Below are 17564 nucleotides of genomic sequence, written 5' to 3'. Positions count from 1 at the left end.
TACGAAGCCAAGGAGTGGTTCAGGATGATGTTAAATATCAAACAGCGCTTTCTGCCCGGTTGGGGCGCTACCTATGGCCCGGCAGGCGATGGTCCTTTTCCAGCGATCATGTTGTTGCATGGTTCTGAAGGCGCATGGGCTGGCTGGAGTCATCGAGACGCCGTCTTGTTTGCAGCACATGGTTTCTTGGCTTTCCCCTATGGCTACTCAAGCGGCGGTAATATGTGGAATGCAGGGCATATTATCGATTACCCACTGGAGTGTAGTGTGGAAGCGCTTAGGGCACTCAGAGATTTTCAATACGCTGATGAGCGTGTTGGGCTTTATGGTGTTTCACGCGGGGCCGAACATGCGTTGTTGCTTGGCTCACTGATGGCCAGGGATAAACTAAAAGGCGCGCCTGATGCTATCGCTGTACATAGTGCCCCAGATGTCGTTTGTGGAGCCTTTGATGCGCGTGGTTTTCGCGATGCGGGGGACCCCGGTTGGCAAGCCTGGGATGTCAGTAAACGCGCCTGGACATGGCGTGATAATCATGAAGACTTACTGCCGACTACGCCGATTGAAATTGAGCGCTACCCTGGGCCGCTAATGCTTTCTCATGGCACGAAAGACCGCATGTGGTCGGTTGAGATGACTAGGCGACTGGAAAAACGTCTACGCGAGTATGGTCGTAACCCTGCGGTTCACTACTACGACGGTGAAGATCATATACCCAGCAGCGCCGGGCAGAATATTCACTACCCGTTGTTGCTGGATTTTTTCTCTAAGCATTTGTAGAAAATGATTGGATATTGCGGCAACAGTGGAATCTATCGTATTGACCAATGTTTAAGCATGGCGGCCAATCAGGGTTAAAAAGCCGTCTTCATCGATAAACCCTTTATCGCCGGTGACAAACCAGCGCTGGCTGTCGAGTTCTTTAATGGCGGCGGCGGTGCGTTTCGGGGCGTTTAGGTAGCCCTGCATCACCTGAGGACCGCTGATCAAAATCATGCCTGCTTCTCCGGTAGGCTGTTCCGCAAAGCTATCGGGTTCAACGATCTTAATGCTGGTACCGGGTAGCGGCATGCCTACGGTGCCTGCTTTACTGCCTTGCTGTATTTTCTGGTAATGAGCGCCCAGGGAATCCGGTAGATTGACCGATGCCACAGGAGCGGTTTCGGTTGCCCCGTAGCCTTTATAAATGGGCTTATGGAATTTTAGAGTGAAGTCGCTGCATACCTGCTCATCTAATGCTTCGGCACTGATAACCATTGCTCGTAAGCTTTCTAACATGAGTGGGTGCACGTTAGGGTTGTGGTTCAAGCGCTGTAGAAAGTCTGGGGTGCCAAACATTAGGGTGGCTTTGTGCTTGGCGACAGCGCTGGCAATACCAGCAGTGTCGTTGGGGTCCGCGTGGCAAACCAACGGCAGGCCTTCGATAAGTGGCAGCAGTTGGGTAACGGTGAGCCCAAAGGCATGAAACAGAGGCAGCGATCCGATCACCACATCGTCATGCTGGGTATTCAGTACATCGGAGGTCTGCTTGATATTGGCCATCAGGTTGCGGTGGCTCAGCATGATGCCTTTAGGCTGTCCTTCGCTTTTGCTTGGAAACACAATGGTGGCGGTGGCATCGGCATCCCTACTGCGACAGTAAAGGCGTTGTAGCAGCCATGCAGGCAGCAGGCGAACGGCAAGCCATGCGCTGACGCGTTCATGACGGCGGATGCTGGCTTGCAGGTCTTCCAGGTAAATCGTCTGGGTATTGGCTAGCCGCTGACTGATGTTTAACCCTTGTTGCTGGAGTTTTTCGACGAAGTGGCGCGAGGTAAACACTGTGTCGATGTTGGCTTGGGTGAGCGCCGCAGAAAATGGGGTTTCGTACGAATTGTCATTGGGGCTGTCGTGGAGACTGCCGTCAAAATGATAGTTGAGGTTAACCAGTGTTTTTCCAGCCAGAAGTGCTGCCATATTGGCCAGTGCACCCACGCTACTATTGGGCAGCAGTAGGCCCACGTTTTGCCCTGGGGTTAGCGTGTGGATGCGCTTTGCAATAAGCAGACTGGCGGTAAGTGCTTGGCCTGCCGTCAGAGGGTGGCTAAGGGTATCAGTGAGTGCTTGTGCGCCAAGGTTACGCTTCACGCTTCGAATCCAGGCGTCAGGCAGCGAGGGCAGTTCATCGATAGCATGTTGCCACGAGTTGGTTGCTTGTTCGAAGATGCGCCGTTTGAGCACGTCGGCCGGGGTGTCTTTAGGCAGCGGCTTGCCAAACGCAACGACGACTGAGCGATGTAGAGGCGCGTTACGCAGCTCTTTGAGTTTGCTGGATGAGCGAGAAAACTGGCTGCCCCACAGTCCGCGCAGGTAAAACGGTACAATGCGTACCTCTGGGTTCGCCAACTTACAGGCGCGCTCGTAGCCTCGGCGCAGTTCACCTAGCTGGCCGTTGCGGCTAATTGCGCCTTCGGGAAACAGGCATACCACTTCACCATTATTCAGCTGTTCGGCTACGGCGGCTAAGGCGTTGTCGGCTCCTGCGCCCCGTTCGATAGGAATACAGCCCAGCGCCTTAAAAAACCAACGTAGGTACCAACGCTGATAAATATCCTTCAGCATGACAAAACGCACGGGGCGAGGGCTGGCAATTTGCACCATCGCCCAGTCCACCCAACTGATATGGTTGCCGAGCAGCAGCACGCCGCCTTGGGCGGGCAGGTTTTCGAGCCCATGGACATCAACACGATAGCGGCGGGTCAGCAGAAAACTGAGTAGAAAGCGCACCAAGCTTTGGGGCAATTTGAAGATAGTGTAGCCACCGCCCACCATGGCAACGGTCGCCACGAGCAGCAACAGGTAATGGCTATCCACACCTGCCAGGGCAAACAGCGCGGTAAGCGCCAGAAAGCCCAGCATAGACAGGTTCTGAATCCAGTTGTTGGCAGCCAGCACAGTGCCTAGTTCATGGTCTGCCGCATGAAATTGAATCAGTGCATTGAGCGGTACAATGAATAACCCGCCCATCATGCCAATAAATACAAAGTTCAGCGCTTGGCTGATGGGGGTGGTGAGCAGTGGCAAGCACCACAGACCCACCGCAACGCCGACAGCGCCTAATGGAATCAAGCCGGTTTCAATACGGTTACGAGACAGTTTGCTGGCAAGCAATGATCCCAACGCAATCCCAATACCGCTAGCGGCAAGAATCCCTTGCAGCACTAAGGTGTTATCAATGCTGAGTGCATCTTTGGCATAGGCGGGAAACGCGGCGAGCAGCACTTGACCCACCGACCAGAAAGTCGCAAGACCGATAATTGACAGCCGCAGCACCGGTTGACGGCCCAGAATGCTTAGGTTGTCTTTCAGTGCGCTGCCTTTGATATAGCGCTGCCAAGTGAGTGGGGGCGTTGAGGGCTGCGCACTATCTGGCTTCAGGCGATAAAGCGCCATCACTTGGATGCCGCTGTTCAACACCAACAGCCAACCTAGCGGCGCAATGCTGTGCAATAGCTCGCTGGGTGTTTGGGCACTGGGTAAAATCCAGCTTTCAAACAAGGCGGTAAAGACCACGGTGCCCGCCAAAATGGCACCAATGGTGACGGCCTGGATAAGCCCGTTAGCTTCTGCCAAGCGGGGTTTGCCAAATAGCCCTTTCACCAAGCCATACTTAGCGGGGGAGTAAAAGGCTGACTGAATCGCCAGCACCAACGTCATCGCAAACGCCAGCCAAAACCAGCCTTGGTAATAAGCGGCGGTGATGCCCAGTGAAACAGCAACGGCAGCCCAGGCGGAAACCCGTAGAATACGCACTTTGGGGTAGCTATCTGCCACATGGCCTGCCGGGCTAAACAGTAAAATAAACGGCAAAAGGATAAGCCCGTTGACCAGTGCCGTGAGTACAACCTGGGTTTCACCGTCGTAGCTTTTAAAGATCGTGTTTTGAATAACAATTTTATGCCCTAAATCCACAAAGGCATTTAAGAAAATGGCAATCAGATAGGGCCAGACGCCCGCGATGCGTAGTAAAGGTTGCATGAAATGACGCCTTGTAAACCAGAAGTTAGAGCACTTTCGGTAAATGGAGCTAATGTTGCAACTCTGGTGGTTAAAGTTGTGTTATTTGGGCTTTAAGGTATCGTTATACGCTACTTTGCGTGCCTGGAGGTCATGTGTCTCAGACAAGTGCACTTATCGATACCTTAAAACGTCAGCTGCGTTCCCAGGGTAAAACCTACGCTGATGTGGCGATATGGCTTGGGCTAAGCGAGGCCTCGGTCAAGCGATTGTTCGCTGAACAGCACATTACCTTAGAGCGGCTAGAGCGCATTTGCGACCAGCTTAACCTGGAATTTGCTGAGTTGGTGCAATCCATGCAAGAGGAAGAGCACCGTTTGCAGGAGCTGACCCAGGCGCAGGAGCAGAGTATTGTCGATGACCGTGAACTGTTTTTGGTCGCTGTATGTGTGATCAATGGCTATCGGTTTGATGAAATTCATCACCAGTACCGGCTCAGTGAGGCGCAGTGTACTCGGCAGCTACTGGCGCTAGAACGACTAAAGCTGATTGATCTATTGCCGGGTAATCGAATCCGGCGGCGTGTGGCCGCGAATTTTCGCTGGCGCCCTGGTGGCCCTATTCAGCGTTTTTTCCAGCAATATATTGCCACGGAGTTTTTTCATTCCCATTTTGATAGTAACGGCGAAAAGCTGATGGTACTGAATGGCCTGCTTTCCCATGCGGGCAATGCGGAATGGCAGCAAACGATGCAGCGGCTGGCGAAAGAGTTTCATGCCCTGTGTGAACGAGAAAGCGGGCTGCCCATTCATCAGCGCTTTGGCACCACCTCGGTGCTGGCTGTTCGTCAGTGGCAGTCAACGCTGTTTAAAGATGTTGCCCGTGGGTCGTACCAGCAAAATAAGAGTTTATAAAAACTGTTTTTATTACCGAATACCTTAAAAGTACCCATTTTATGAGTTCACATTGTTATGAATAGCACTCCTTTTCAAGCGCTGGCCTGTCCGTTAGATGGTAAGCCGCTTCATCTGGCTGGCAGTGCTTGGCGCTGCTCTGCTGGGCATAGCTTCGATGTTGCCAAGCAAGGTTACGTCAACTTGCTTCCAGTACAGCAAAAGCGTTCCACCGACCCCGGCGACAGTAAGCTGATGGTGGCGGCAAGGCAGCGTTTTCTTGAAGCTGGCTACTATCAGCCTATTGCTCAGGCGGTAAGCAAACATCTGTTAAACCATGCTGAGGCTCAGCCTGCTAGTTCGCTGTTTGGCTGCTTGGATGCTGGCTGCGGTGAAGGCTATTACTTGCGTGAGCTATCTCGTGCTGCATCGAATTCGCGGCCACTTTCACTGGTGGGGTTAGATATTTCCAAGTGGGCAGTGCTGTCGGCGGCCAAGCAAGATGATAAAAAACTGCCACTCTGTAGCTGGGTAGTCGGCAGCAACGCGCACTTGCCAATTCAAACGGCAACACTCAATAGTGTGCTGTGTATGTTTGGCTTTCCAGTACATCACGAATTTGCGCGGGTATTAAAGCCGGGTGGCTTGTTGTTGCAGGTTGAAGCAGGGGCGGGGCACCTGCGTGAGCTGCGAGAGGTGATTTATCCCACGCTTAAGCCAGAAGCGATAAGCGAACGGGAAGTGCCGGAAGGCTTTGTATCGTTGCAGACAGAATCACTTAGCTATCAAATAGCGCTGGTAGGGCAAGACTCGATTGGTGATTTATTAGCGATGACGCCCCATCTTTACCGCGCTAGTCAGGAAGGCCGTGCGCGTGCAGCAGCGCTTGATGCGTTAACGCTAACGGTGGATGCCAGGCTAATGATATATGAGCGGAAATAAGGAGTAAGCATAAGAAGGGTAGCGATAAAGAGGGTGTTAAAAATCCAATCGTACTCTCCCAAAAAACCCTTCTTTTATTCTCAATCTACAAACGCAACAAGGCCCGCATGAGCGGGCCTTGTTATTCGAACCGGTTAAGGTTCGAGCAAATTCTTAAACCGTTAAGGCTTAGGACATTTGCTTGATGTTAGAAGCCTGAAGGCCTTTCTTACCCTGGGTAACGTCAAAAGAAACGTTAGCACCTTCTTGAAGGGTTTTGAAACCGTCAGACTGAATTTCAGAGAAGTGAGCAAAAAGGTCGTCGCCGCCGTCAGAAGGAGCGATGAAACCAAAACCTTTAGTGTCGTTAAACCATTTAACTGTGCCAGTTGCCATGATGTAGATCCTTTCGCGCTAACGCGCCGTAATAAAGTTCCTGGTATTACCCAGATGAAAAGTAGCGGGTGAAACAAGGAATACAATATCAGGCTGCCGAAATAGATCGTACACTTCTGAAACCATGCTGCTTGCTAACCAACTGACGCTACAGTGACATGATTTTCCCTTCGGGTCAAAGCCTTTTATGAATATTTTCTGAGGGCGGTGCCAGAATAATGGCTATTTACACCCCATTTTCCAGGCGCTTAGGTGCTTTACGGTGAGCCAGATCGTCAATGTTAGAAATGGTATCTTTGGCAAAGCATCTTTGAAACGACACCCACTGCCGGTAAGGCACATTATCAAAACAAGGAGAATTCTATGATTGCCGAATACGAATTGGCCTACCTAAAGCGCGCTGTGGTCTTGGCAGAGGAGGCTTTAAATGCCGGAGATGAGCCATTTGGTAGCGTGCTGGTTAATGCCGAAGGCGAGGTATTAGCCGAGGACCGCAATCGCATTGCCGGTGGCGATTCCACTCAACACCCAGAGTTTTCGCTGGCCCGCTGGGCAGCAAATCACATGACGCCTGAAGAGCGTGCGAAAGCGACCGTATATACCTCTGGAGAGCACTGCCCTATGTGTGCGGCGGCCCATGGATGGGTAGGGCTAGGTCGTATCGTTTACGTAAGTTCTTCTGAACAATTGGGCGCTTGGCTAGCTGAACTTGGTGTAGCGCCACCGCCTGTCGCCACGCTAACGATTAATGAGGTAGTGCCTGGTTTGGCTGTTGATGGCCCAATCCCTGGGCTGGATGAGCAAGTGCGAGCCTTACACCGCCGCTTGCATGCATAACTGAGTGACCAGGGAAATTCGGTGAGCAATGCATGGCCACTTAAGACAAACACCACCTTGTGTTCAGCAAGGCGGTGTTTGTTAAATCGGTGCAAAAAAGTGCATTAGTGCTTCAGGATATGCCTAGTGTTTCAATATGACATAAAACGCATGAATGATGCCTGGCACAAAGCCAAACAGCGTCAGAATGATATTCAGCCAGAAATGTCCTTTGAAACCGACCTCAAAAAACACCCCTAATGGGGGCAGAATAACGGCAAAAATCATCTTAATCGGATCCGTCGCGGTAAATGCCATGAAGCCTCCTTTGCTTACATAGTCAGTGTTCTGATTGCTGCTTTGATAACAATGCGTTGCTGGTACTACTGTAAGTGTAGTCACAACAGTTACGCTTAGCGAACCAATACGACTTAGGTATTATGCTGTTCCTTCTTTATCGTTCACATGCCTAACCAAATGTGTCTACAAAACCCCGCCGAATACTGAATAGGAAAGGACGCCATGACTCACACCTTGCCGCCATCACTGCTACTTGCGAGTGTCGTTTTAGCCAGCCCTGTGTGGGCGCAGGCACCCAGCAGCGAAGAGACTGTGCTGGCTACAGTAGAGGTGAGCGCCCCGCGTTTAGCCCGCGAGCTGTATGCCACGCCAGCGGCCATTTCTACCTTGGAGCGTGAAGAGATTGCCCAAGGTCAGCAGCGGGTGAGGTTGGATGAAGCGCTTAACCGAGTGCCGGGTGTGTTTTTACAAAACCGCGATAATTTCGCTCAAGGGCAGCGAATTGCTATTCGCGGCTTTGGCGCGCGTGCCCCATTTGGCGTGCGTGGGATTACCGTCATGGTGGATGGCATTCCTTACACGCTTCCGGATGGCCAGGCGCAGTTGGATGCCATTGATTTAGATAGCGCCGAGCGCATTGAGGTTATCCGTGGGCCGTCTTCAGTGCTTTATGGCAATGCGTCTGGCGGAGTGATTGATGTGACCACTGCCGATGGACGTGATAATCCTGGTACAAGGCTGCGGATGGGCGCAGGTAGCGATGGCTATCAAAAAGTGGCACTGCAAAATGGTGGTGTACAGGGCGATTGGTCGCACCATATCAGTCTGACGGCGCTTAATGTTGATGGCTATCGCGAACAAAGCTCAACCGAGAAGTATTTGCTGAATGCAAAATTACGTCGAGAGCTAGGCAGCGAACGGGCGATGACCGCGATTATTAATCTGTTGGATAACCCCCGTTCGGAAGACCCCGGTGCGCTTAATGCCCGTGAAGTTGCCGCTGGGCGGGATCAGGCCGCGCCCAATTCGATTGCGCTGGATGCGCGGCAAAGCGTCGATCAGCAGCTATTTGGCCTGCAGTACGAAGACTTAGCGGTAGGTGATGGTGAGCTGTATCTCAAGGGATTTATTGCTAAACGTAGCTTTGAACAGCAACTTCCATTTGTGGGCAGTAGTCGCTTGGGCTATCAGCGTGACTATATGGGCGCAAGCGCCGAATACCATCACGAGGTGGCGTTAGGGAGCCTGCCGCTTAGCTATATTGTGGGCGTTGATGTGGCTCGCCAAGAGGACGAGCGTTTTCGTAACCGAGTAAATGCCCAGGGGGTGGTTGGGGAGCAGCTTGCCAAAGAGACTCAAACGGCCACTGCCAACGGTGTTTTCGCTCAAGGGGATCTGACGCTTTCCGAGCAGCTTACGTTATCGCTAGGTGCGCGGTTTGACCGGGTGGCGCTAGACGTCGACGATACGTTTCTTGCCGACGGAGATCAAAGCGGGAAGCGTACCTTTAACGAGTGGAGTGGCTCGGCGGGGCTAAGCTACCGCTATCGTCCGCAGCATCAAGCTTATGTCAATACGGGGACAGCCTTTGAAACGCCGACATTTTCCGAGTTTGCTAACCCGACTGGCGGTGGCTTCAACCCCGCTGTTGAACCGCAAAAAGCATGGAACCGCGAAATAGGGTTGCGTGGCTACATTGAGCCGTTGGCGATGGATTACGATCTTGCGCTGTTTTCGGTCCGCGTTCGCGATGAGCTGGTGCCGTATGATGAGGGTGGCCGTACCTTCTATCAGAATGCAGGCGACACAAATCGCGATGGCCTAGAACTGGCGCTGGGCTGGCAGCTTGCCGACCACTGGCGTCTTAACAGCGCTTTAACGCTCGCGCGTTATGAGTTCGACAAGTTTGCAACACCAAGTGAGCGCTTTGATGGCAACCGGATTCCTGGGCTGCCAGAGCAGACGTGGGTCAATCAATTAACCTGGGAAAACCTGGATCAGCGTTTTGCAACGTTGGAAACCGAATACATCGGTGATTTAGTGGCGGATAACGCTAATGCGACGGAAGTAGATAGCTATTGGCTGCTCAACCTACGGATAGGCGATGGTTGGCAGTTAAGTGAAGGTACGCGACTAAGCGCTTATCTTGGTTTGCGCAACGTGCTTGATGAAGAGCACTACGCCAACGTGCGTTTAAACGGCACGTTTGGCCGCTTTTATGAGCCAGCCCTAGGGCGAAGTGTTTATGGAGGCGTGGAGCTGAGTTTTTAATAAGCAAAAAAACGGGCGGCTCATTGAGTCGCCCGTTCTCGTTTATTACTACGCTAAGTGATGGCTATTCCGGTAAAGCGTAACCAATCACGTAGTCACCCATTTTGGTGCCGAAGGTGCCGTGACCACCGGCGGTAACGACCACATACTGGCGGCCGTCTGCGCCGGTGTAAGTCATCGGCGTTGCTTGGCCGCCAGCAGGCAGTCGAGCTTTATACAGTTCTTCGCCAGTGGTGATGTCGTAGCCGCGCAGGTATTGATCCAGTGTGCCGCTTAAGAATGAAACGCCACCCGCAGTAGTCAGCGGGCCGCCTAGCGCAGGAACGCCGACATTCAGGCCAATCGGCAGATCAAAGGGCATGCTGTCGCGGGTGGTTCCATTGCGGTGCTTCCACACAACCTCGTTACTTTGCAGGTCGATTCCTGCCACATCGCCCCAAGAGGGCGCCTGGCAGGGAAGGCCGAGTACTGACAGCAGCGGGCCGAGTTCAACCGCATAAGGTGCGCCTGTGTTGGGCTGCAAACCTTGCTCGCTAGCGGATCCTTGGCCATCTTCAACCTCATCACGTGGGATCAGTTTGGAAACAAACGCTAAGTACTTCGCGCCGGTAAACAGTGCTTGGCGTTCGGGGTCTACCGCAACACCCCCCCAGTTCATCACTCCAACGTTGCCGGGGTAGATAATGCTGCCTTCCAGAGAAGGCGGTGTGTACTGGCCTTCATAACGCAGCGAGCGGAACTGGATGCGGCACATCATCTGATCAAAGGGTGATGCGCCCCACATGTCGCGCTCAGTAAGCGTCGGTGGCAGCAAATTCAGCGCTGAGCGAGGTTGAGTTTCTGCTGTCCAGTCGCCTTCAATAGCACCTTGAGGAGCGGGCACTTCTTCAATGGGTACAATCGGCTCGCCGGTCTCACGGTTTAATACATACAAGCTGCCTTGTTTAGTGGGCTGAATGATGGCCGGCTGGCTGCCATCTGTCGTCGCCAAATCAATCAATACGGGTTGGGCGGGTGTGTCCATGTCCCATAAGTCGTGGTGCACAAACTGGTAAACCCAAGCCACCTGGCCATCATCTAGGTTAAGCGCGACGAGCCCAGCACTGTAAGTTTCGTCATTTTCGGTGCGATTTGCGCCGTACTGGTCGGGTGTGGCATTACCCATGGGGAGATAAACGAGGCCGAGCGCTTCATCAGCGCTAATCGGCGCCCACACGTTTGGTGAGTTACGTGTGTAAGTCTCGCCTTCTTCTAATGGTGTGGTGTCTTCAGGGTTACCGCTATCCCAGTTCCACACTAGCTCGCCAGTATGCACATCAAAGGCACGAATAACGCCAGAGGGTTCGTCGATTGAGCTATTGTCGGTAACGTGTCCACCCAAAATCACCAAGTCTTCAGTGACAGTGGCAGGCGACGTTGAGTAATAGCCCCCTGGGCTAAATTCGCCAATATTATTCGTCAGGTCGATCTCACCGTTTTCGCCAAAGTTTTCACAGCGCTCTCCGGTATCGGCGTTAAGCGCAATCAGTCGGGCGTCGGCGGTGGGCAGATAAAGCCTGCGTGGGCACATGACGTCGGTGGCGCTTAGCAGCTCAGAAGAGGAGCCTTCGTCAGGGGTCAGCGAGAAGGATAGGTCGAGTTCAAATTGGCTGCCATCGGCATACAGTGTTGGTTTATCGATGGTGGAATCTTCAGCACTGCTGGAATAGTTAGCCGCATCGTAGTACGCCAAACCACGGCAGGTCATATGCGCCCAGCCGGAAAAATCCTCTGCGCCCATGGTGCTAATATTGGGATCAAACTCCCATAGAGTTTCGCCGGTTTCGGGCGACAATGACATCGCACGGCTGTGCGATGTACAAATATAAAGGCTATCGTTGACCTTCAAGGGTGTGTTCTGGTTGGTGATTTCAGGTGGTGCATTGGGGCCGGGTTCATCACCGGTTTGAATACGCCATACTTCTTCCAGCTCGCCGATATTGTCGGGGGTAATCTGGCTAAGTGAGGAGTAGTGCGTACCTGCATTGGTGCCGCCGTAAGCGGGCCAATTATCGCCTGCAGCCTGTGCAGGGTTAACTTCTGCATTGTTACTGGCCGACTCAATCGTGCCTTTAATAGTACCTGGGTAGGTAAATTGGCTGGCAATTGCCACGATAATCGCTGCGGCAATGCTTGCCATTAGCGCTAGGCTGCCACCGCGTGAATGCAGCGGTTTCCGCCACCAGGGAAGCAATAAAATGATGCCAATTAAGCAGACAATGGCAACCCTAGGAACCAACTGCCACCAGTCTAAGCCGACTTCCCAGAGTGCCCATAGTAACGTTGCAAACAGTACCGCCGCATAAAGCCATAATGCTGTGCCTTTGCGCATTGCCAGCAGTACACCGACAACAAAAATACTAACACCAGCGATTACATAGTAAGCGCTACCGCCTAAGCTGAGCAGCTTGGCGCCGCCAATGGTTAGTGCAACACCAGCTACCGCGAGCAGTAGGCCTAATAGTAATGCTGGCCATTTTCCGCGGGCACGCGTGTGTTCATCCATGAGAAAGCCCCTATTAACAACGAATTGAAGTCGCTTAGTGAAATTAGAAAAGCGACGGATTTACAACGTGCCCTAACCCATTGGCAGTGATGATGGGTTAAAACACACATTGATTATTGGTAATTTTAATAATCAATTCGCTTTTGGTCTAATGATTTGCTGGCTAAGTAATGCCATAAACCAAAAAGCCACGCTAGTTACCATAGCGCGGCTTGTCGTTGGGAGGCGGAAAATGGGGGTTGTTTTAACTTAACGTAAGCATGGCTCAGTCGGTGAGTTTCACCAGCATCTTGCCGGTATTACCCCCTTCAAAAAGCGCTAAAAAGGCATCAGGTGTGCTTTCAAGGCCTTCTTTGACGGTCTCTTTATAGACTATTTTCCCCTTCGCTACCTGGGGAGCAATTTCGTTAAGGAAGTAGCGATAGCTAGTCCAGTGATCGGCGACAATAAACCCTTGCATTTTAGCTTTACGTACCACCAGTTGAGAAAGATTGCTCGGCCCTGGTGCTGGCGCTTCGGCGTTATAGCTGTCAATCATGCCGCATACGGCAATACGTGCGCCGTCATTGAGCTGGCTTAACGCTGCCTCTAAGCAAATACCGCCAACGTTCTCAAAGTACACATCAATGCCATCAGGACTAGCAAGCTTAATAGCGTCGCTTAATTCCTGTGCACTGCGGTCTTGGTAGCTGACCGGCTCAACGCCCAATGATTCAAGCCACGCAAGCTTATGGGCAGCTCCAGCAATGCCAACCACGTGGCAACCTTTTGCTTTCGCCAGCTGTACAGCAAGCGAACCAACGGCACCACTGGCAGCGCTTACCAGTACATTGTCGCTAGGTTTGCACTCGGCAATAAGGTTCAAGCCTGTCCATGCAGTCATGCCCGGCATACCTAATACGCCTAGGTAGGCTTGTTCAGGCACGTCGCTGTCGGGGAGGGGGGTGACACTGTCGCCCGGCACCTGAGCTATGTCACGCCAACCGCCCATGTGGCTGACCTTATCGCCTTGCTTAATCGTTGGGTGGTTAGATGCAATGACGTCGCCAATCGCGCCACCTTCCATCGGCTTGCCCAGCTCAAAAGGGGCAACATAGGTGTGCATTCCGGTCATTCGACCACGCATGTAAGGGTCAACTGACAGCCAGCGATTGCGAATTCTCACTTCACCTTCGCCAAGTTCGGGAAGTTCCTGGCTTTCCAGCGCAAATAACTCGCGCTTAGGTAAGCCCGTGGGATAATTAGTTAATGTAAAAAAGCGAGATTGCATGATTGCCTCCTGCATGGGTGCCTCCTGCATGTGTAATTTGGACAAATCTTCTTGCAGCATAGAGACCGTTAGCGTGCTTTCAAGTTCGCCGAAAAATTAATTTTCAGCGCAATAAAAAAAGCGGCCTTGGTGAGCCGCTTTCAATCAAGCTGATTTTTCTTCAACGCTGTTTGCTTAAGGGGTATCACGCGCTTGCGAGTGTGTTATCCGTTAATCGACCAGGGTGATCATGACTGGGGCAACGCCGCGTCGAATCATGCCGAGTTGGCGAGCTGCCCGTTTTGATAGATCAATAATTCTGCCCTTAACAAAGGGGCCGCGATCATTAATCAATACTTCAACTTCCTGGCCTGTATCAGGGCGAGTAACTAGCACCTTGGTGCCAAACGGAAGCGTTGGGTGAGCTGCAGTCAGTGCCTGTTGGTCAAATGGTTCGCCACTGGCGGTGGGAGAACCCTGAAAACGATCACTGTAAAAGGATGCAACCCCTTCACGAATTTCGATATCAATTGCAAATGCATGACTAGCGGTAAAGAAAATGAGTAATGCCGCTGCACAACTCGTTCGGATGAAACGTTTAGATGCTCCCATTGGAGTGCCTCAGTTTTACATAGTGCGAATTCTGTACGCGTCGGTGTGTTACCGAACAGATCAGTTGATAGTAACGTGCCCTTTTTGATACGGCAAGCTTTAAGAAGATCGGCGCAATTGGCTTCTAAATTATGACTTTTTGCAACTTTCTTCAGTGCCGTTACAATTCAGCAAGTTAACGAAGTGTGGTTGATATAACTAGGCTGTGTTTTGTGTCTACTGTAAATTTTAGATAAACGCTCACTTTAATCAGGTAAGCATCATATAATTAGCACACGCTTAGTTTTATATTTTTGCCAATGAACAAGGATGCACCTATGGCCAAGTCCTCTTCTTTAACGCTGATTTTAGTTGCCGCAGGCGGGGCTGTTGTTGGTTTTTTAGCCGCTCAGGCAGCTCCTAGCCTCACAGCAACGGCAGTCGCAGAAGAATCTACCAGTGCGGAACAGGAACAGGTTTCCCAAGCATTAGTAGGGCTCGATAGCATCACGCTAGGTGAGCGCGCCCGAGGTGAGCTCACCTCGTCAGGCGAGCTAAACGGTAATGATGGTAGCCGCTATTTGCGCTATGCCATCAGCCTTGAAGAGGGCTCTTTAGTAGAAATTTCTCTTAGCGGAGCCTTAAAAGGTGTGCTTGCCCTTTATGACGATCAGCTGCAACTGCTGGAGAGCGCAGAAACAGTTCGCCACCATGTCGAGGAAAATGGAGATTACGTGGTGATTGTCAGTGGGGCGGATGCGCGTAGCTATGGTCCATTCAACCTTAATAGCCGCGCTATTGAGCTAAGCGACTCTGACACGCTTGCCGTTGGTACACCGATGGATAGCTGGTTAGATGGTTCGTCTCGGGAAGTGACGTTAACCGTTGAAGAAGCAGGTATGTATCAAATCGAGATGCGTGCTGATGAATTTGATGCGTATTTAGAGTTATCTGGCCCTAACAACTACTACCGTGAAGATGATGATGGTGCTGGGAACTTAGACGCACGTATTTCAGACTTTCTTGCTCCCGGTGATTATACCATCACCGCACGTTCTGCCTTCGGCGAGGGGAGTGGCCTGTTTACGTTGAGTGCCGAGCCGCGTGAATTGCCGGGTGATGGCGAGCTACGCAACGATGGTAGCGTTATGCCCAGCGATACGCTTAGTGGTTGGTTTAGCGGTCAGGAGCTGGATTATCAGCTAGAAATTGAAGAAGCCGGTATGTATCAAATTGATATGCGTTCAAGCGATATCGATTCTTACCTAGTATTGGAAGGGCCTAATGGCTATTTCCGCGAAGATGACGATAGTGCCGGTAATTTAGATGCCAGTATTGCTGATTTCTTGGCACCTGGTAGTTATCAGCTAACGGCGCGCACGGCGTATGGCTCTGATAGCGGTTTGTTTACGCTTTCGGTAGAACCACGCGAATTGCCGGAGGGTGTAGAGCTACGTAATGAAGGTCAGTTAACGCCCAATGAAACGCTCAATGGCTGGTATAGCGGTGAGCCGTTGACTTATGAACTCATTTTAGAAGAGAGCTCTTTAGTCACGCTTAACATGCGTTCATCCGACTTTGATACGTACTTAGAGCTTTATGGTGAAGGCGATTCTTACAGCGATGATGACGGCGGTAACGGCACTGATTCGCGCTTAGAGCAGGCGCTTCTGCCGGGTACCTACACTGTTATTGCACGTGGCTTCGCTGTTAGCGGCAGCGGTATGTTTGAGCTGCAAGTCAGCGCCGAGCCAACAGAAATGCAGCCAGACGCGTAATTTAAGCGCACGTTGCATTTTTAACAACGCCCTTGCTGATTGCAGCAGGGGCGTTGCTGTTTATGTATTACCATTCACGTGGTCAAGGTAGTGACGTTATTCACAAGGAGGTTTTATGCTGCGCTATTCAATCGGTTTAACGGTGATCAGTTTACTATTACTGGGCGGTTGTCAGTCGTCAGACGATGCGCCTGCAGAGCCGCTTAAGCTGGCTTCAATCGCGGTTGAAAAAGAGTACTTCGCACCTGGGTGCCAAGAAGCGCAGTGCTCTACTGTCACCGTGTCTGCGCTTATGTTTCCGCAATCGCCAGAGCTAACGGATCAGCTACAAAAGCGCCTGCTAACGCTTGCAATGGGCATCACTGAAGAAGGCGCATTGCCAGCGGATGGCTGGGATGCCTATGCACAAAACTTTTTTGAGTTAGCTGAAGAAGATAACCGCACCGCGCCTGGAACAATGACCAGTGAAGCGCTGTTAGAAGCAAAGGTTTATGGGCAGCACAACGACTTATTGATACTTGAACTAGAAAGTTACGTTTATCATGCAGGGCAAGCGCACGGTCTACCAATGACTGAGTTTATGGTGATAGATGAGCGCCTGCAGCGTGTGGTTGATCCAGAAGACATGTTGTTAGAAGGCCAACAAGAAGCTTTTCAGGCACTGCTCGATCAGGCGCATCAACGCTGGATAACGGAGTTGGGCCACGATGAGCAGTTTGCGGTCAGTTGGCCGCTTAGCGAAAACCGTAACATAGCGCCGCTAGCCACTGCCTGGGAGGTGAAGTACAACGTCTACGACATTGCCCCTTATGCCGTTGGCCAGCCTATCTTGACGCTACCCCTTGATGCGTTGGAAGGCATCGCAAAACCCCGCTATTTAGGCAAATAATGATTCAGCGGCTCGCTTTTAAACAGCCTACGACGACTAATAAGGCGGCTGTTGGGAGCCGCCAGTCGAATACGCTGACGCCTGCTAGTACCAGTAGTAGTGCCGCTAGAATCGGTACGCCATAGGCCAAGCTGCCTACAAGACTGGCTTGACCAAAACGTAATGCTTTATCCCAGGCCACCATAGCAATGCCGTAAGGCCCAAGGCCCAGCGCGATGCCTGCAAACAAAGCCTCACCTTGCGGCATAGTGAAGGTTCCTTCCACTATCAGGCTGGCGCAGGTTGCAACCGCACAAGCGATCATCAATAACCGCGGGAGCAATGGGGTCAGCGGTATGGGAGCTACTTGCCCTAGCCAGGAGTAGAGCGCCCAGCAACAAGCAGCCAGTAGCGCTAGCCCATACCCTGAAGCGGCCCCACCAAAGCCACCATTTAAGGCTTGAGGCAGTAATAAAATAGCGGCGCCAGAAAAAGCGATAAGTGCGCCTGTTACGCTTGCGATATGCAGACGACCAAACCGGCTCCATTGGCTTAGCAGCACAAACAGCACCGGCCAGGTGTAAGTGATCAACGCGGCTTCTGCGGCGGGTGCTAAGCGCATACCAATGTAATAACTGCTAACTGCTCCGACAATCAACAGTGGTAGGCCGAGCCATACGCTAACTTGCCAGCGAGGTCGGCAAGCAGCCACGTTGACTCGACGGCTAAGTGGCAGCGTTGCAAGTGCGCCTGCCAGCAACGTAAGCGCGGTGAGCTGTAATGGAGAGGTCTCTCGCGCCAATTCTGCTAATAGCGGCGCAACGCTCCATAGCATCACCGCCACTAGCGCTGCACACACACTGTACCTGGGTGATATTACAACGGGGGAATGAACGGGATACATGGCGTCTCTCCTTGCGTTAAGCCTATGACGCGCAGC

At 52.0% G+C, this 17564-nt stretch carries 14 protein-coding genes; 7 read left to right on the top strand and 7 right to left on the bottom strand.

Features of this window, described 5'->3' with window-relative positions:
• The first annotated feature begins 24 nt into the window (after nt 1–24).
• Nucleotides 25–780 (top strand): alpha/beta hydrolase family protein, encoded by a 756-nt coding sequence (locus L1X57_RS01615; RefSeq protein ID WP_009722283.1) that lies wholly within the window; start codon nt 25–27, stop codon nt 778–780.
• Nucleotides 781–831: 51 nt separating this feature from the next.
• On the opposite strand, the gene L1X57_RS01610 is transcribed toward L1X57_RS01615, so the two are convergent.
• Nucleotides 832–4017, bottom strand: a complete 3186-nt coding sequence (locus L1X57_RS01610; protein ID WP_009722284.1) for an acyl-[ACP]--phospholipid O-acyltransferase — start codon at nt 4015–4017, stop codon at nt 832–834.
• A 134-nt stretch (nt 4018–4151) separates the two neighbouring features.
• Between L1X57_RS01610 and L1X57_RS01605 the strand changes: the two genes are divergently transcribed.
• Together L1X57_RS01605 and L1X57_RS01600 are read left to right on the top strand one after the other, a co-directional pair.
• Nucleotides 4152–4910 (top strand): helix-turn-helix domain-containing protein, encoded by a 759-nt coding sequence (locus L1X57_RS01605; RefSeq protein ID WP_009722285.1) that lies wholly within the window; start codon nt 4152–4154, stop codon nt 4908–4910.
• A 57-nt stretch (nt 4911–4967) separates the two neighbouring features.
• Nucleotides 4968–5831: a putative RNA methyltransferase gene (locus L1X57_RS01600; protein ID WP_009722286.1), complete on the top strand. Its 864-nt coding sequence runs from the start codon at nt 4968–4970 to the stop codon at nt 5829–5831.
• Nucleotides 5832–5999: 168 nt separating this feature from the next.
• Here the strand turns inward: L1X57_RS01600 and L1X57_RS01595 are convergent, their stop codons facing one another.
• Nucleotides 6000–6206 (bottom strand): cold-shock protein, encoded by a 207-nt coding sequence (locus L1X57_RS01595; protein ID WP_009722287.1) that lies wholly within the window; start codon nt 6204–6206, stop codon nt 6000–6002.
• 363 nt (nt 6207–6569) lie between these two features.
• On the opposite strand from L1X57_RS01595, the gene L1X57_RS01590 reads away from it, so the two are divergent.
• Nucleotides 6570–7043, top strand: a complete 474-nt coding sequence (locus tag L1X57_RS01590; protein ID WP_009722288.1) for a nucleoside deaminase — start codon at nt 6570–6572, stop codon at nt 7041–7043.
• 123 nt (nt 7044–7166) lie between these two features.
• Here the strand turns inward: L1X57_RS01590 and L1X57_RS01585 are convergent, their stop codons facing one another.
• Nucleotides 7167–7340 carry a YqaE/Pmp3 family membrane protein gene (locus L1X57_RS01585; protein WP_009722289.1) on the bottom strand — a complete coding sequence of 58 codons (174 nt, stop codon included), beginning with the start codon at nt 7338–7340 and terminating at the stop codon, nt 7167–7169.
• A 204-nt stretch (nt 7341–7544) separates the two neighbouring features.
• On the opposite strand from L1X57_RS01585, the gene L1X57_RS01580 reads away from it, so the two are divergent.
• The gene (locus L1X57_RS01580; protein ID WP_009722290.1) at nt 7545–9593 is read left to right on the top strand and encodes a TonB-dependent receptor family protein; all 2049 of its coding nucleotides are present in this window, start codon (nt 7545–7547) and stop codon (nt 9591–9593) included.
• 64 nt (nt 9594–9657) lie between these two features.
• Here L1X57_RS01580 and L1X57_RS01575 read toward each other — a convergent pair whose 3' ends face one another.
• The 3 genes from L1X57_RS01575 to L1X57_RS01565 all read right to left on the bottom strand — a co-directional run bounded on the left by L1X57_RS01575 (nt 9658) and on the right by L1X57_RS01565 (nt 13999).
• Entirely contained in the window at nt 9658–12138 is a 2481-nt protein-coding gene (locus tag L1X57_RS01575) for a glucose/quinate/shikimate family membrane-bound PQQ-dependent dehydrogenase (RefSeq protein ID WP_009722291.1), read from the bottom strand.
• A gap of 265 nt (nt 12139–12403) precedes the next feature.
• Nucleotides 12404–13408 (bottom strand): NADP-dependent oxidoreductase, encoded by a 1005-nt coding sequence (locus L1X57_RS01570; RefSeq protein ID WP_039868729.1) that lies wholly within the window; start codon nt 13406–13408, stop codon nt 12404–12406.
• A 210-nt stretch (nt 13409–13618) separates the two neighbouring features.
• Complete coding sequence (locus tag L1X57_RS01565; RefSeq protein ID WP_009722293.1) at nt 13619–13999, bottom strand: septal ring lytic transglycosylase RlpA family protein; 381 nt, start codon at nt 13997–13999, stop codon at nt 13619–13621.
• Nucleotides 14000–14316: 317 nt separating this feature from the next.
• Here L1X57_RS01565 and L1X57_RS01560 point away from each other — a divergent pair, with 317 nt between their 5' ends.
• Nucleotides 14317–15756: a hypothetical protein gene (locus L1X57_RS01560; protein ID WP_009722294.1), complete on the top strand. Its 1440-nt coding sequence runs from the start codon at nt 14317–14319 to the stop codon at nt 15754–15756.
• Between the two features lie 115 nt (nt 15757–15871).
• Nucleotides 15872–16645, top strand: a complete 774-nt coding sequence (locus tag L1X57_RS01555) for an RsiV family protein (RefSeq protein ID WP_009722295.1) — start codon at nt 15872–15874, stop codon at nt 16643–16645.
• A 4-nt stretch (nt 16646–16649) separates the two neighbouring features.
• On the opposite strand, the gene L1X57_RS01550 is transcribed toward L1X57_RS01555, so the two are convergent.
• The gene (locus L1X57_RS01550) at nt 16650–17528 is read right to left on the bottom strand and encodes a DMT family transporter (RefSeq protein WP_009722296.1); all 879 of its coding nucleotides are present in this window, start codon (nt 17526–17528) and stop codon (nt 16650–16652) included.
• Nucleotides 17529–17564: the final 36 nt, after the last annotated feature.

This window comes from Halomonas sp. TD01 (assembly GCF_923868895.1).
In the GTDB taxonomy this organism is placed as follows: Bacteria; Pseudomonadota; Gammaproteobacteria; order Pseudomonadales; family Halomonadaceae; genus Vreelandella.
The sequence above is the reverse complement of the archived record's forward strand: the minus strand, read 5'-3'. Positions and strand labels throughout refer to the sequence as shown.